This is a genomic window from Kitasatospora sp. NPDC088351 (genome assembly GCF_040685575.1).
Classification (GTDB): domain Bacteria; phylum Actinomycetota; class Actinomycetes; order Streptomycetales; family Streptomycetaceae; genus Kitasatospora.
On sequence record NZ_JBFBIL010000002.1, the window covers coordinates 208,981 to 223,559 of the forward strand.

Here is a 14,579-nt window from a genome sequence, read left to right on the forward strand (position 1 = left end):
GGGACGTTTCCCGGCACGCGGGCTCCGGCGGGCGTGCTGCTGCGGCGCCTCCGGGCCGGTCGGGTCAGCCCTCGGCGCCGTACCGCGCCAGGTACTGGGCGAAGCGGGCGACGTCCTCGTCCGACCAGTCGGTGAAGCGGGCGGTGAAGGAGATCCGGCGCTGTTCGTTCGCCTCGCGCAGCAGGGTCAGCCCGGCCTCGGTGGCGCGCAGGATCTGGCCCCGCTGGTCGTCCGGGTCGGTCTCGCGGCGCAGCAGGCCGAGCTTCTCCAGGGCGCCGACCTGACGGCTGACGGTCGACTTGTCGAGCATGAAGTGCGAGGCCACGTCGGCGGCCCGGCAGCCGCCGCGCTCGTTGATCAGGTCGAGGATGCTGTAGGTGACCAGGGAGAGGTCCGGGTGCAGCTGGGAGGCCTTGTGCCGGGCGCGCCGGGCGAAGGCGGTCAGCTCGCGCTGGATGGTGTCGATCGACGTCTCGCGGCCGGGCACGGTGGTCCTACCTCCTCGGGAATTTGTTGCACTATACAACGATTCTCGGGTCCACTGCCGCCTGCCGGGGCTCAGCCGACCTGTCCCGCCCGATGTCCCGCCCGATCGACCGCCACCTGCCAGGCGCGGGCGGCCGCGATCCGGCGGGTCGCACTCGGATGAGTGGCGAACAGTAGCTCAAGCATCCGGGGCGGGTCGACATCGGACACGTTGGCCAGTGCCAGTCTGCGCTGCATCGCGATGAACTGCTCGGTGTCCGAGGTGAGTTCGAGTGCATGCCGGTCCGCCCTGGCCTCGATCCGACGGCTCACCGCGCACTGTACCGGCCCCGACAGGGCGCCCAGCAGCGCGGCGCACGCCGCCAGCAGCGGCAGCGAGCGCGGATCGGCCGCGTCCGCCGCCCCCGCCGCCGACAGCAACGGGCCCCAGCCGGTGAGCAGCCCCAGCAGGCAGACCACCACGACGGCCCCGGCCGCGCCCAGCAGCGTCCCGGTCAGCACGTCCCGGTGCCTGACGTGCCCGAGTTCGTGCGCCACCACCAGCTCCACCTCACGCGGCTCGGCGGTCGACAGCAGCGTGTCGTACGCGACGATCCGGCGGGTCGCGCCCAGCCCCGAGACGTACGCGTTGAGCGCCGTCGTCCGGCGGGACGCGTCCGCCACCAGCACGTCCCGCACCCGGACGCCGTCCCGCTCGGCGAGCGCGAGCAGCGCCTCGCGCTGGGGGCCCGGCGGCATCGGCGTGAAGCGGTTGAACACCGGCTCGACGAGCAGCGGATGGAGGAAGGACAGGGCCGCCGTCAGCAGCGCCGCCGCGCCCGCCGCCGGGAGCCACCAGCGCTCCGGCGACCAGGCGGTGAGCGCGAACAGCCCGAACACCACCGGCAGCGCCAGCACCAGGGCCAGCGCCAGCCCGCGCAGGGCGTCCACCGCCCAGCCGCCCCAGCCCTGCGTCACCAGCCCGAACCGGGCCCGGACCGACCGGGCGCCCGCCCCGAAGGGCAGCTGTGCCGCCTGGCCGAGGACGACCAGGACCGCCGCCCCCGCCAGCACCTCCGCCGTCCGGGAACCGCCGAACCGGCCGCCCGCCGCCGTCACCAGGCCGGCCCCGGCCGGGGTCAGCCCGAGGGCCAGCGTCAGCGCCAGGCCGGTCAGCCGGCCGCCCAGCGCCCAGGGCAGCTGGGCGCGGCGCAGCGCGCGGCCCCGGGCGCGCTGGGCGGGGGTGAAGTCGGCGGCGGGGGGCGCCAGGTGGCCGGTGCTCTCGGTGCTGCTGCTCTCCGTACCGCTGTTCTCCGTACCGCTCTCGGTGCTGCTCTCCATGGGGGTGCCTGCCGCTCCCGGTGTCCGTCGCCGTGCTCCCGCGCCGTCCGGCGCCTTCCGGGGTTCAGCATGACGCACCGCGCCCGGTCCTCACCCCTCCGCGGGCTCGGTGGCCCCGTGGGTGCCCGCGCGGAGCAGCTGGTGGCCGAGGTCGACCAGCGCCCGGCCGACGGCGAACTCGTCCCCGACCGCCGGGGCCGGTTCGTCGCGCGGATTGCGCCGGGCCTGCGCGTCGCTGTGCAGCAGGGTGCCGTCGGCGTCGAGGACGGCGTGCACCCGGGTGGTGTCGCGGTCCTCGACCACGTGCAGGTTCAACTGCCAGTCCTTGGTGCGGACGGTGCTGCCGCCGGTCGCCCCGGGGCCGGCCGTCGTGTCCGTCGCGGCGACCGCCCTCGGCGCCGCCGAGGCGGTGCCGTCCGCGCGGACGATCACCACCGGGCAGGCGCCGTGCACGGCGCAGCGGACGCTCACCGAACCCAGCAGCGTCCGGGCGAACGTGCCGCGCCCGCGGCTGCCGAGGACCAGCAGGTCGGCGTTCTCGGCGGCCTCCAGCAGCACCTCGGCCGCGTGCCCGAGCACCAGGCTCTCCCGGATCTCCACCGGCCGGTCCGCGCCGACCACCTCGTCCACCTCGGCGGTCAGGGTGCGGCGCGCCGACTCCTCGAACCCGTTGTCCGTCATGGGCGCGAACCACCCGTACAGCGCCGGGTACTCCCACGCCGCCACCACGTGCACCACCGCGCCCGTCAGCGTCGCCTGCCCGACCGCCCAGCGCAGGGCCGCCTTCGAGGGCGCCGAGCCGTCGATCCCGACCACGATCCGCCGGCCGCAGCCGGCTTCCCCGCCGCCCATGACCCACCACCTCGACCTGCCGTGCCGTCCCCCCTCCACGCTGCGCGCGGGTGCGGCCCGCGTGCCAGGGACGGGGTGGCCTGTTCGGGCGGGCCGGTTGGGCCCGGCGGGCCTGTTCGGGCGTTCGCGTCGTTTCCTCGACGCGGCCGTGGGGCGGAGGGGGCGCGGGGGAGTGGCGTAGGCTGACCGCTCTCGAATCGACCCCGGGGGGACGTTCCATGCGCCGTGTCGCGGCCGCTGTCGCACTGCTGCTCGGGCTGATACCCCTGGCCGCCTGTGGACCCGACGACCCCGCCCCGGCCCCTGCCGCCGACGCGGCCAAACCCCCGGCCACCGGCACCGGCGGGGCCGACGGCGCGACGCCCTCCGGCAAACCCAGCGCCCCCCGCCCCGACGGCAGCATCACCGTGGCGTTCGCCGGTGACGTCCACTTCGAGGGCCGCACCGAGGCCCGGCTCGCCGTGAAGGCGCCGGACCAGGCACTCGGCCCGATCTCCCAGACCCTCTCCGACGCGGATCTCGCCGTCCTCAACCTGGAGACCGCGATCACCGACCGCGGCGCCCCCGAACCGAAGACCTACACCTTCCGCACCTCGCCCAAGGCGCTCACCGCGCTCAAGGACTCCGGCGTCGACGTCGTCTCGATGGCCAACAACCACGCGGTGGACTTCGGCGCGGACGGCCTCACCGACACCCTCGCCGCCAAGGCCTCCTCCCCGGTCCCGGTCATCGGCGTCGGGCGCAACGCCAAGGAGGCGTACGCCCCGTACGTCACCACCGTGCGCGGGGTGAAGGTCGCCGTGGTCGCGGCCAGCCAGGTCGAGGACCTCACCAACCAGAAGTGGCGGGCCGGCGCCAACAAGCCGGGCATCGCGTCGGCCCTGGACACGGCGGCGCTGACCAAGGCGGTCGAGACGGCCAAGCAGCAGGCCCCCGTCGTCCTCGTCTACCTGCACTGGGGCGACGAGGGCAAGGCCTGTCCGACCGGTGCCCAGACCGCCATCGCCAAGAAGCTCGCGGCGGCGGGCGCCACCGCCGTCGTCGGCACGCACGCCCACACCATGCTGGGCTCGGGCATGCTCGGCAACACCTACATCGGGTACGGCTTCGGCAACTTCCTCTGGTACGGCACCTCCAACTACGCCTTCTCCAACGAGACCGGTGTCACCACCCTGACCCTGACTGCGGCGGGCAAGGTGACCGGAGAAACGTTCACCCCGGCCACCATCGACGGCCAGGGCGTCCCCGTCCCGCAGACCGGCCCCGCCGCCGAAGCCGCCCTCAAACGCCGCGACGCCCTGCGCGGCTGCACCGGCCTCACCCCGGCCCCCGCTGCGGCACGCTGAGTACGCTCACGGCATCGGTGGCCGTCGCGCTGCTTTCCGGATCGCGGGCCCTCTCGTCCGCAATGTCCGACCCGATGAAAGTTGCTTCCCGGAGCGCGCCCCCCGGCTAAAGTTGCAGCTCAGTAAGCCTGCTCCCCGCACGCGCGGGGTTGGTCCCACGGTCAGGACCGGCGGCAGAGCCGGCGCCGGCTGCTCCCCGCACGCGCGGGGTTGGTCCCGGAAAGTGCCACATTTTCCCCGTCCGCCACGTCTGTTCAGCGCTTCGAGGTGCCGCTTGCCCCGTCGGATCGACAGCTGGGACGGGGCGAGTCATCGTCACGGGGTGGGGAAGTCGGAGGTGGCGATCCGGCCCAGGAGAGTGGCAAGTCGCCGGGGCATGGAGAGGAACGGCGAGTGGCTGCTCGGCAGTCGGTGGACGGAATCGGCGCGCGTGGCGAGTTCGCGCTGCCGGGACGGTTCGAGCGCCTGGTCGCGGTCGCAGACGACGTAGCTGGAGGGCACGGTACGCCACCCTGCCGTGGTCACCCGCTCGGTGAAGGACCGGATGCTCTGCGGGCGCAGCCGGGCCACGGCGCGGTCGGCATCGGCCTCGGGCACGTCGGCGAAGAGTATTCGCCGGGCGTCCTCGTACGGCGGGGTGTGGCCCGTGCCGTCGCCCGGCGCGGGCGTTCCGAGGAACGTGAACATGCTCTCGCCCACGTCCAGTTGGAAAGCGGCGAGGTACACCGCCCCCACCACGTTCGCGGCATCCGCGATGACCTCCGTGGTGGGGACGCCGCCGTAGGAGTGGGCGACCACCACCACCGGGCCGTCGATGCGCCGGAGGCTGTCCCGGATGGCGTCCGCGTCGTCCAGCATGCCCGCCGGGCGGGCGCCGTCGTGCCGGCCGGCCGGGGGATTGGCGCTGGGCAGGTCGACGGTGTGGGACCGCCAGCCGTCGGCGTCGAGCGCGGCGCGTACGGAGTCCCAGCACCAGGCTCCGTGCCAGGCCCCGTGGACCAGCAGGAAGGTCGGCCGGTCGGTGTCAGCGTTCATGTGCGGTACCTCCGTTGTCCGAGCTGCGGATGGCGGGAGACCGTGGCACGAAGCGGGCCGCCCCGCCCAGGGCTCGCGGGCCGAGTGGCCGCACTCGGCACTCCCGACGATACTGCGCGGCCCCTGCACCACCGGCGGCCGGTTGGAGCGTCCGGGGGTGGCCGGCTCGTTGGCGTGATCGACCGGACGGCAGCGGGGTTGGTCCCGCCCTGCAAGAAGAGATCTGAGGAGAAGACGACTGCTCCCCGCACACGCGGGGTTGGTCCCCAGTGGGTGGACACCGCCGACCGGGCGTGGGCCTGCTCCCCGTATGTGCGGGGCCGCTCCCCAGGGCTGAAATCGGGAGCTTGGTGCCAGGTGGGGGCGCTACGCTCTGGTGATCACGAAAACTGGGCGTTGAGGCTCGGCGGGGGGGCTGGTCGTATGACGGGTGTTGAGGTGGCGTCCTCCGGGGTGAGACGTGGTGGTGGGCGGCGGCGCTGGGTGGTCGGCGGGGTGGCGGCTGTGGTCGTCGCGGCCGTAGTGACCGGGGTCGCCTTTGTGGCCGGGGTGTGGGACGAGCCCGAGTTGAAGCAGTCGCTCTGCGGGTTGCCGAGGGCGGACAAGAGCCCGCTCGGCGTCGTGCTGCCCAAGGGGCGGCGGGGGGTGGAGACGCGTGAGGTGTCCGAGATGTCGGGGCACGGGAAGGTCTTGTGCGTGATCTCGGTGGACGGGGAAGGGGCCGTCACCGTCCTGATGTTCGGCCAGGATCCGAATCGGCCGACCTCGACCGATACGACCGGTATGGACACCAGGAAGATGATCGCCAAGGGGGTGGTGGCCAGTCTGGGCGGCGCCTCTCAGGTGGACTACTGCCCCGGTACGCGCGACCTGGCCGCGTTCGTCACGGTCATGTCGGACCCCGCTACCTGGCCGGAGTCCCCTGCGGAGCAGGCGGCGCACACCCGCGCACTGGCTTCGCTGGCGGCGACCGTGCTGGCCGAACAGCGGCACGAGGTGTGCTACTGACGGCTGCGAGGCCGGGCGTCAGCCCTTGTGGTCGGCTTCGCCCTGCTTCCAGTAGCCCTTGGCCTGGACGAGTTCGCGGGGGTAGCCGCAGGTGTCGAGGAGGTGTCGGCGGATGGTGGTGACGGCGGTGGACTCGCCGGCGAGCCAGGCGGCTTGAGGGTCGGGCGACGCCGTGAGGACGGCGTCGGTGAGGAGGCGGCCCTTGGGGGAGCCGTTGCGGGGGAGCCGGATGGTGGTGAGGTCGGCGCGGGTGGCGATGGGGAGGGTGTCGGCCGGGGCGGCGATCTCGACGTAGGCGGACACCCTTACGGTCGGCGGGAGTTGTTCGAGGATGGTGAGGGCGGCGGGCAGGGCGCTTTCGTCGGCGGCGAGGAGCAGGTGGGTGGCGCCGTCGAGGGGCGAGTAGCGGCCGCTGGGGCCGGCGAGGCGGGCGCGGTCGCCGAGGCCGGCGATGGACGCCCAGCGGGCGAGCGGGCCGTTGCCGTGGAGGACGATGTCGATGTCCACCTCGTGCTGCTCGGGGCGGTGGTGGCGGATGGTGTAGGCGCGGGAGTGGCCTTCGGGGATCGCCAACTTGACCCACTGGGTGGGGTGTTCGATGCCGAGGCCGGGCAGGGTGGGGCCGGTGGAGGTGAGCCGGACGAGGGTGGAGGTCAGCGGGGTGACGGCGATGACCTCGGCGTCGTGGGTCGGGCGGGTCGGGCGGGAACGGCCGAACACGGCGTACTCCTGATCGGGCCCGGAGGCGGACACGGGCCGGTGGAGGGAGGCGGGGAGGGGCGGGCTCAGCCCTTGAGGTGCTGGTCGAGCAGCGCGTCGACGAAGGCCCGGTCGAGCGGGCGGCGCAGCACCAGGGCGCGGTGGTAGAGCGGGGCGAGCAGGGTGTCGAGGACGACGGCGGCTTCGTCGGCGGAGACGGCCAGACAGGCCCGGGTGTGCGCGACGTCCCGGGTGCGCAGTTCGTCGAGGAAGCCGGTGTGCAGCAACTCCGCCGTGCGGGCGTCGAGTTGGGCGTGGCCGAGGAGGGCCTGGAGGACGCGGCCGGCCGGTTCCTCGCCGAGGAGGACGGCGAAGCGGTGGACGTACGCGCGCAGGTCGGCGGGGGTGGAGGGGGCCTCGGGCCAGGCGAGGGCGGGGGTGGCGTCCAGGACCAGGTTGTCGAAGAGGATGTCGACCTTGGACTTCCACCAGCGGTAGATCGTCTGCTTGGCGACCCCGGCGGCGGCGGCGATGCCCTCGATGGTGAGGGCCTCGAAGCCGTGCTCCATCAGGAGGTCGTCGGCGGCGTTCAGCACGGCCAGGCGCGCGGCCTCGCTGCGGCGGCTGCTGGTGGAGCTGCTGCCGGTGGCGGGGCGGGGCTGGGCGGCGATGGTGCTGACGTCCTCACGGGCGGGCCGGTGGGGTTGCCGGCCGGGGGGTCTGATCGGGGCCATCCTCTCATGCCCCTTCCGCCACACCAGCCGCAACGTTGCGTCCAGGTTCAAGGCCCGGTCGCGAAGGCTCGGCGTGGACCGCCCGGCGCGAACTCCGTACGCGGCCTCGCCTCCGGAGTGGAGGTGGCGGTCCGCAAGTTGACGGACCCGCAGCCCTCTCGGCCTGGTCGAACAGCTGTGTTAGGTTAGCCTTGCCTAATGTCGCTGGTCGGAGGGGATTTCCTGTGCAGCAGTCCGAACTGGCCGGTACCGTTGCGATGGTCACCGGCGCCGGGCAGGGTATCGGCGCGGCCGTGACGCGTGCGCTCGTCGCCGCCGGGGCCGTCGTCGCCGCCGTGGACCGCAACCCGGGCCCGCTCGCCGCCCTCGCGGACGAGCTGGCGGGCGCATCCGTGCACGGGTCCGACGGCGTCGGGCGGCCCGTCCGGCCCTACGTCCTGGACGTCACCGACGCCGCCGCCGTCGAGGCGGCCGTCTCCCTGATGGAAAGTCAACTCGGCCCCCTGGGAATCCTGGTGAACGTCGCCGGCATCCTGCGCGCCGCGCCCGCCGTCGAACTCTCCGACGAGGACTGGGTGGACACCTTCGCCGTCAACACCAACGGGGTGTTCCACACCTGCCGGGCGGTCGGCCGCCGGATGGCGGAACGCGGTACCGGCGCCATCGTCACCGTCGGGTCCAACGCCGCCGGGGTGCCGCGTACCGGCATGGCCGCCTACGCGGCCTCCAAGGCGGCGGCCACCATGTTCACCCGCTGTCTGGGGCTGGAGCTCGCCCGCTCCGGCGTGCGCTGCAACATCGTCTCGCCGGGATCCACCGACACCGACATGCAGCGGGCGCTCTGGCAGGGCGACGCGGGGGCCGCCGAACAGCGGGTCATCGACGGCGATCCGGCCGGCTACCGGGTGGGCATCCCGCTCGGCCGGATCGCCGCGCCCGCCGACATCGCCGAGGCGGTGGCCTTCCTGGTCTCCGACCGGGCGCGGCACATCACCATGCACGACCTGTACGTGGACGGCGGCGCCACCCTGCGCGCCTGACCCCACGGCACACCAGGGCCCCGGGACACCCGGAACCCCGACACCCCGGAACCCCGGGACACCGCGACGCGCACCCCCGCCACCGCAGAGCCCGAACCACACCACCCGCCGGCCGGCCGACAACGGCGCCCGGCGGCCACTCGCAGACTGGAGAATCCAGGTGACCACGGTGCATCACGCCCCCGCCGGGACGGACCACACCGTCATCGGCGCGGCCAGCGGGCTGCTGGGCCAGTACCGGGCCGCGCCCGACGAGGCGTTCTTCGCCTCACCGACCCGCACGCTGCTCACCGAGGGCGTGCACGCCAGGGTCCCGCAGGACGGGCGCCCGCTGCCGGTGCGGGTCGCCGAGACGCTCGCCCGGGCCCGCCGCGACGGGGTCGAACACCCGCTGGTGGTCGGCGCGGTGGCGTTCGACCACGACAGCCGGGCCGAGCTGGCCGTCCCCGCGCTGGTCCGCCGGTGCGGCGCGCTGCGCGACGACCCGCTGATCGCGCTGCCCGCCCCGGCGGCCGACCGGGTGGAGTGGCTGGTCCGCCCGGTGCCCGAGCCGGCCGCGTACGGTGCCGGCGTCGCGGCGGCCGTCGAGCGGCTGCGCGGCGGCGAGTTGAGCAAGGTGGTGCTCGCCCGGACGCTGGAGCTGAGTGCCGACCGCCCGCTCGACCTGCCCACGATCCTGCAGCGGCTGGGCCGCCGCGACCCGGGCGGCTACACCTTCGCGGTGCCCGCCGGCGGCGGCCGGACGCTGATCGGCGCCAGCCCCGAACTGCTGCTCTCCCGCCGGGGAACGGCCGTGCTGGCCAACCCGCTGGCCGGCTCGGTGCCGCGCAGCGCCGACCTCGGCGAGGACGTCCGCAGGGCGGCCGGGCTGCTGGAGTCCCCCAAGGACCTGCACGAGCACGCCGTCGTGGTGGACGCCATCCGCGCGGCGCTGGCGCCGTACTGCCGCACGCTGGACGTGCCGGAGCGGCCGACCCTGGTCCGTACGGCCGCGATGTGGCACCTGGCCACCACGATCACCGGCGAGCTGGCCGACCCGGCCGTCTCGGCGCTGGAGCTGGCCACCGCGCTGCACCCGACCCCGGCCGTCTGCGGCACCCCGACTCCGCTCGCCCGCACCGTGATCGGCGAGGTGGAGCCCTTCGACCGCGGCCTGTACACCGGCATGGTCGGCTGGGGCGACGCGGACGGTGACGGCGAGTGGGTGGTCACCATCCGCTGCGCGGAGGCGGAGGAGCGCACGCTGCGCGTGTACGCGGGGGCGGGGGTGGTCGCCGAGTCCCGGCCGGAGGCCGAACTCGCCGAGACCAGCGCCAAGTTCCGTACCTTCCTGGACGCCGCGGGGGTGCCGCGATGAGCAGCGCCCAGCCGGTGGAGTTCCCCGGATTCACCCCGTACCCCGCCGAGTTCGCCGAGCGCTACCGCGCCGCCGGGTACTGGCGCGGCGAGACCTTCGGCCGGATGCTGCGCGAGCGGGCCGCCGCCCACGGCGAGCGGATCGCGATCGTCGATCCGTCCGGCCTGTCCGGCCCTTCCGCTCCGGAGGGCGGGCGCCGCTGGTCGTACGCCGAACTCGACCGCCGGGCCGACCGGATGGCCGCCGGCCTGCTCGCCCGGGGGATCGGCAGGGGTGACCGGGTGGTGGTCCAGCTGCCCAACACCGCCGAGTTCTTCGAGGTGGTCTTCGCGCTGTTCCGGATCGGCGCGCTGCCGGTCTTCGCGCTGCCCGCCCACCGGTACACCGAGATCGGCTACTTCTGCGGGTTCACCGGTGCCGCGGCCTATGTCGTCCCGGCCGTCGAGAACGGCTTCGACTACCGTGAACTGGCCTCCCGCGTCCGGTCGGAGAACCCGTCGCTGCGGCTGGTCCTGGTGGCCGGCGAGGACCCGGGGGAGCACGTCCGGCTGGCGGACGTGCCGTCCGACGGGCCGGGGCCCGACGCCGAGCCGCGCCCGGAGGACGTCGCCTTCCTCCAGCTCTCCGGCGGCAGCACCGGCGTGCCCAAGCTGATCCCGCGCACCCACGACGACTACATCTACTCGCTGCGCGGCTCGGTGGAGCTGTGCGCGGTGGACGAGGACAGCGTCTACCTCTGCGTGCTGCCCGCCGCGCACAACTTCCCGCTCAGCTCGCCGGGCACGCTCGGCACGCTGTACGCGGGCGGCCGGGTGGTGCTCTGCCCGCAGCCGGGCCCCGAGACGGCGTTCCCGCTGATCGAGCGGGAGGGCGTGACCATCACCGGCCTGGTGCCGCCGCTGGCGCTGCTCTGGCTGGACGCGGCCGAGCGCGGGCGCGGCCTGGCCGGCGCGCCCCGACTGGACAGCCTGGAGGTGCTGCTGGTCGGCGGCGCCAAGTTCAGCGAGGAGGCGGCCCGCCGGGTCCGCCCGGTGCTGGGCTGCACGCTCCAGCAGGTGTTCGGGATGGCCGAGGGCCTGGTCAACTACACCCGGCTGGACGACCCGGAGGAGGTGATCGTCTCCACCCAGGGCCTGCCGATCTCCCCGGACGACGAGATCCGGGTGGTCGACGACCAGGGCGCGGACCTGCCCGCCGGCGCCACCGGCCATCTGCTCACCCGCGGCCCGTACACCATCCGCGGCTACTGGAACGCGCCGGAGCACAACGCCAACTCCTTCACCGGGGAGGGCTTCTACCGCACCGGGGACCTCGTCCGGCGGACCGCCACCGGCCACCTGGTGGTCGAGGGGCGGGCGAAGGACCAGATCAACCGGGGCGGCGAGAAGGTCGCCGCCGAGGAGATCGAGAACCACCTGCTCGCCCACCCGGCCGTGCACGACGCCGCCGTGGTGTCGATGCCCGACCCGTACCTCGGCGAGCGCACCTGCGCCTATGTCGTGCTGCGCGCGGAGGCCCGCCCGACGCCGCCGAAGGCGATCGAGCTGAAGCGCTTCGTCCGCGGGCGCGGCCTGGCCGACTTCAAGGTCCCGGACCGGGTCGAGTTCGTCGAGGCCTTCCCCGCCACCGGGATCGGCAAGGTCAGCAAGAAGGACCTGCGCGCGGCCATCGCCGCCACCCTCCGCCCCGCCCCTACCAGCTGAAGGAAGCACCGCCGTGGGTCTGCCCCGCATCCCCTCCTATCCCATGCCCTCCGCCGACGGCCTGCCGGCCAACCGGGTCGCCTGGACGGTCGACCCGTCCCGTGCGGTGCTGCTGGTGCACGACCTGCAGAACCACTTCATGAACGCCTTCGACACCGGCGCCGCTCCCGTCACCGAACTCTTCGGGAACGTCGGCCGGTTGCGCCGGCAGGCCGACCGCCTGGGCATCCCCGTCGTCTACTCGGCGCAGCCCGGCGGCCAGAGCCCGGCCGAGCGCGGCCTCCAGCAGGACTTCTGGGGCCCGGGCATCCCGGACGACCCGCGCGCGGCGGCCATCGCCGACGCCGTCGCCCCGGCCGGCCACGACACCGTGCTCACCAAGTGGAAGTACAGCGCCTTCGTCCGCACCGGGCTGGACGAACTGCTGCGCGAGCAGGGCCGCGACCAACTGGTGATCACCGGCGTGTACGCGCACATCGGGGTCCAGGCCACCGCCTGCGACGCCTGGATGCGTGACATCCAGGCCTTTGTGGTGGCCGACGCGGTCGCCGACTTCAGCGAGGCCGAGCACCGTGCCGCGCTCTCCTGGGTGGCCGGCCGCTGCGGCCTGGTCACCACCACCGACGCAGTGCTGGAAGGGAAGTGACGGGTATGGCCTTCACCGTGGAGCGCATCCGGGCCGAGGTCGCGGACCTGCTCGGAGAGGACCCGGCGGACATCCCGCTGGACGAGAACCTGGCGGACTGGGGCCTGGACTCGGTGCGGCTGATGGCGCTCGCCGAGCGCTGGCGGGCCGAGGGCGCGGAGGTGGCCTACCTCCAGCTGGCCGAGCGTCCGGCCGTCGGGGCCTGGGCCGAGCTGCTCGGCGCGGCCTGATGGACACCGCGCTCGTGGCCGGGACGGCCGCCGCGCCCGTCGCCGGGCCTGCCACCGCCGGGCCTGCCACCGCAGGGCTGAAGCGGCCGCCGACCACCGCGGTCGGCCCGATCGAGGCGCAGGCCGCCCGGACGCCCGGTGCCGCCGCGCTGGTGCTGGCCGACGGCTCGGTGGTCCGCTACGGCGAGCTGAACGCGGCCGCCAACCGGATGGCCCGGCACCTGACCGGCCTCGGCGCCCGCCCCGGCACGGTCGTCGGCCTGGCGCTCACCCGCCCGGCCGAGCTGCTGCCCGCGCTGCTGGCGGTGGCCAAGTCCGGTGCCGCATACCTGCCGTTGGACCGGGACGACGCCCCCGGCCGGCTCTCCTGGGTGCTCGCGGACGCGGCCCCGGTCTGTGTGCTGGGGGAGGGCGTGCCCGGTGCCGTCCGGCCGCAGGAGGGCGAGCTGGCCGGGCTGCTGGCCACCGACCCGCCACGGGCGCTGACCCCGCAGCACCCCGTCTGCCTGGGCTACGGCCCCGGCGGCCGGCCGGCCGGCGTCCCGGTCGCGCACGCGGAGGTGGACCGCCGGGTGCGGGACCTCCAGGCCGCCTACGGGCTGGGCGTCGGCGACCGGGTCCTGCAACTCGGGCTGCCGCTCTGGGAGTTCTTCTGGCCGCTGCGTACGGGGGCGGCCGTGGTGCTCGCCGACCCGGAGAGTCCGGCCGAGATCGGCGAGCTGGTACGGGAGTTGGGTGTCACCGCGCTGCGGGCGGCTCCGGCGGTGCTCGGTGAGCTGCGGCCGGCACCGGCGCCCGTTCACCTGGCCGTCGCGGCCACCGGCTGAGCGGCCGCCCGCCGAGCCGCCGAGCCGCCCGCCGAGCCGCCCGCCGAGCGGCTGCCCGGGCAGCCGCCTGCCCGGCCGCTACCCGCCGAGCCGGGCCGCCGCGAAGTCGGCCGCCGTCCAGGCCATCGCGACCGCGCCGTCCAGGACGGCGCGGTCGGCCTCGGGGGAGACGGCGGCCTCGGCGAAGGCCGGCTCGTGCGGGGCGCAGGCGCCGCCGGTGATGTCGAGCACCGGGTGGATCGCGGGCACGGCGTGCGAGACGTTGCCCATGTCGGTGCAGGCGAACGGTCCGCTCTCGACCGGCTCCGGGCGGCCCAGCGCGGCCGCGTTCGCCCGCCAGAGGGCGAGCAGCCCCGGGTCGCCGCGGAAGTCCAGGTAGTCGGGCTCGGGCCGGGTGAGCGAGACCTCGCAACCGGTGGCGAGCGCGCCGGCCCGGAAGCAGGCCTCGACCCGCTCGCGCAGCGCCGTCAGGTCCTCGGCCGCCGAGGCGCGGATCTCGTACTCGGCGGTGGCGGTGTCCGGGATCAGGTTGGGGGCCGTCCCGGCGGCGGTGGTGATGCCGTGCACCCGCCACTGCGGCGGGAGTTGCTGGCGCAGCAGGCCGAGCGCGACCTGCGCGACGGTGAGCGCGTCGGCGGCGTTGCGCCCCTCGTGCGGGTTGAGGCTGGGGTGGGCGGCGCGGCCGGTGTACCGCACGGAGAGGGTGCCGAGCGCGAAGGAGCGGAAGTCGGCGACCTCGACCGGGCAGGGATGGACCATCATCGCGGCGTCCACGCCCGCGAAGGCGCCCGCGTCCAGGAGCAGGGCCTTGCCCGCGCCGCGTTCCTCGGCGGGGGCGCCGATCACCCGGACGGTCAGTCCGAGCCGGTCGGCGTCCGGTCCGAGGGCGAGGGCGGCGCCGAGCCCGGCGGCGGCGATCAGGTTGTGGCCGCAGGCGTGCCCGAGGCCGGGCAGGGCGTCGTACTCGCAGACCACGGCGACGGTGACCGGCCCGGAGCCGGTGCTCGCGGTGAACGCGGTCTCCAGGCCGTGCGCGGGCGCGGTGACGGTGTAGCCGTGGGTGCGCAGCAGGTCGGCGCACCAGGCCGTCGCGCGGTGTTCCTCGAAGGCCGTCTCCGGGTGGGCGTGGATGCGCCGGCTGAGCGTCAGCAGCTCGTCCCGGTGGGCCTCGACGCGTGCGCGCAGGGCCGTTCTGACGTCGGTCGGGGTGGACAAGGGTGCCTCCGGAGGCGTCAGGGCCCGTGCTTCACCGGGCTGTTGACCAGACAGTATGTAGATAGCTTAGGCTAACCTAAG

General features: G+C 74.8%; 15 protein-coding genes. 8 read left to right on the top strand and 7 right to left on the bottom strand.

The window, feature by feature from the left end; translation table 11 throughout:
* Positions 1–64 precede the first annotated feature (64 nt).
* The 3 genes from AB0P06_RS02450 to AB0P06_RS02460 all read right to left on the bottom strand — a co-directional run bounded on the left by AB0P06_RS02450 (position 65) and on the right by AB0P06_RS02460 (position 2,658).
* Positions 65–487 (bottom strand): MarR family transcriptional regulator, encoded by a 423-nt coding sequence (locus AB0P06_RS02450; protein WP_363604456.1) that lies wholly within the window; start codon positions 485–487, stop codon positions 65–67.
* Positions 488–558: 71 nt separating this feature from the next.
* Positions 559–1,806 (bottom strand): M48 family metalloprotease, encoded by a 1,248-nt coding sequence (locus AB0P06_RS02455; protein WP_363604458.1) that lies wholly within the window; start codon positions 1,804–1,806, stop codon positions 559–561.
* A 90-nt stretch (positions 1,807–1,896) separates the two neighbouring features.
* Positions 1,897–2,658 (bottom strand): universal stress protein, encoded by a 762-nt coding sequence (locus AB0P06_RS02460; protein WP_363604459.1) that lies wholly within the window; start codon positions 2,656–2,658, stop codon positions 1,897–1,899.
* Positions 2,659–2,876: 218 nt separating this feature from the next.
* On the opposite strand from AB0P06_RS02460, the gene AB0P06_RS02465 reads away from it, so the two are divergent.
* Positions 2,877–4,004, top strand: coding sequence for a CapA family protein (locus tag AB0P06_RS02465; RefSeq protein WP_363604460.1), 1,128 nt, complete (start codon positions 2,877–2,879; stop codon positions 4,002–4,004).
* A gap of 315 nt (positions 4,005–4,319) precedes the next feature.
* On the opposite strand, the gene AB0P06_RS02470 is transcribed toward AB0P06_RS02465, so the two are convergent.
* The gene (locus tag AB0P06_RS02470) at positions 4,320–5,039 is read right to left on the bottom strand and encodes an alpha/beta fold hydrolase (protein ID WP_363604461.1); all 720 of its coding nucleotides are present in this window, start codon (positions 5,037–5,039) and stop codon (positions 4,320–4,322) included.
* Positions 5,040–5,534: 495 nt separating this feature from the next.
* Between AB0P06_RS02470 and AB0P06_RS02475 the strand changes: the two genes are divergently transcribed.
* A complete protein-coding gene (locus AB0P06_RS02475; RefSeq protein WP_363604463.1) occupies positions 5,535–6,047 on the top strand; it encodes a hypothetical protein in 513 nt (170 codons plus the stop codon).
* An 18-nt stretch (positions 6,048–6,065) separates the two neighbouring features.
* Here AB0P06_RS02475 and AB0P06_RS02480 read toward each other — a convergent pair whose 3' ends face one another.
* Positions 6,066–6,767 (bottom strand): siderophore-interacting protein, encoded by a 702-nt coding sequence (locus tag AB0P06_RS02480; RefSeq protein ID WP_363604464.1) that lies wholly within the window; start codon positions 6,765–6,767, stop codon positions 6,066–6,068.
* Between the two features lie 65 nt (positions 6,768–6,832).
* On the bottom strand, positions 6,833–7,480 hold the full coding sequence (locus AB0P06_RS02485; protein WP_363604465.1) for a TetR/AcrR family transcriptional regulator: 648 nt from the start codon (positions 7,478–7,480) through the stop codon (positions 6,833–6,835).
* Positions 7,481–7,704: 224 nt separating this feature from the next.
* Between AB0P06_RS02485 and AB0P06_RS02490 the strand changes: the two genes are divergently transcribed.
* The 6 genes from AB0P06_RS02490 (at position 7,705) to AB0P06_RS02515 (ending at position 13,283) form a co-directional block, all read left to right on the top strand.
* Positions 7,705–8,520, top strand: coding sequence for a 2,3-dihydro-2,3-dihydroxybenzoate dehydrogenase (locus AB0P06_RS02490; RefSeq protein WP_363604467.1), 816 nt, complete (start codon positions 7,705–7,707; stop codon positions 8,518–8,520).
* Positions 8,521–8,674: 154 nt separating this feature from the next.
* Positions 8,675–9,877: an isochorismate synthase DhbC gene (gene dhbC, locus AB0P06_RS02495; RefSeq protein ID WP_363604607.1), complete on the top strand. Its 1,203-nt coding sequence runs from the start codon at positions 8,675–8,677 to the stop codon at positions 9,875–9,877.
* On the top strand, positions 9,874–11,580 hold the full coding sequence (locus tag AB0P06_RS02500; RefSeq protein WP_363604469.1) for a (2,3-dihydroxybenzoyl)adenylate synthase: 1,707 nt from the start codon (positions 9,874–9,876) through the stop codon (positions 11,578–11,580). Before dhbC ends, AB0P06_RS02500 begins: the two co-directional genes overlap by 4 nt.
* Positions 11,581–11,593: 13 nt before the next feature.
* The gene (locus tag AB0P06_RS02505; RefSeq protein WP_363604471.1) at positions 11,594–12,226 is read left to right on the top strand and encodes an isochorismatase family protein; all 633 of its coding nucleotides are present in this window, start codon (positions 11,594–11,596) and stop codon (positions 12,224–12,226) included.
* 5 nt (positions 12,227–12,231) lie between these two features.
* A complete protein-coding gene (locus tag AB0P06_RS02510; protein ID WP_363604473.1) occupies positions 12,232–12,456 on the top strand; it encodes a phosphopantetheine-binding protein in 225 nt (74 codons plus the stop codon).
* Positions 12,456–13,283 (top strand): AMP-binding protein, encoded by an 828-nt coding sequence (locus tag AB0P06_RS02515; protein ID WP_363604475.1) that lies wholly within the window; start codon positions 12,456–12,458, stop codon positions 13,281–13,283. Before AB0P06_RS02510 ends, AB0P06_RS02515 begins: the two co-directional genes overlap by 1 nt.
* Before the next feature lie 78 nt (positions 13,284–13,361).
* On the opposite strand, the gene AB0P06_RS02520 is transcribed toward AB0P06_RS02515, so the two are convergent.
* The gene (locus AB0P06_RS02520) at positions 13,362–14,468 is read right to left on the bottom strand and encodes a M20 family metallopeptidase (RefSeq protein ID WP_363604608.1); all 1,107 of its coding nucleotides are present in this window, start codon (positions 14,466–14,468) and stop codon (positions 13,362–13,364) included.
* Positions 14,469–14,579: the final 111 nt, after the last annotated feature.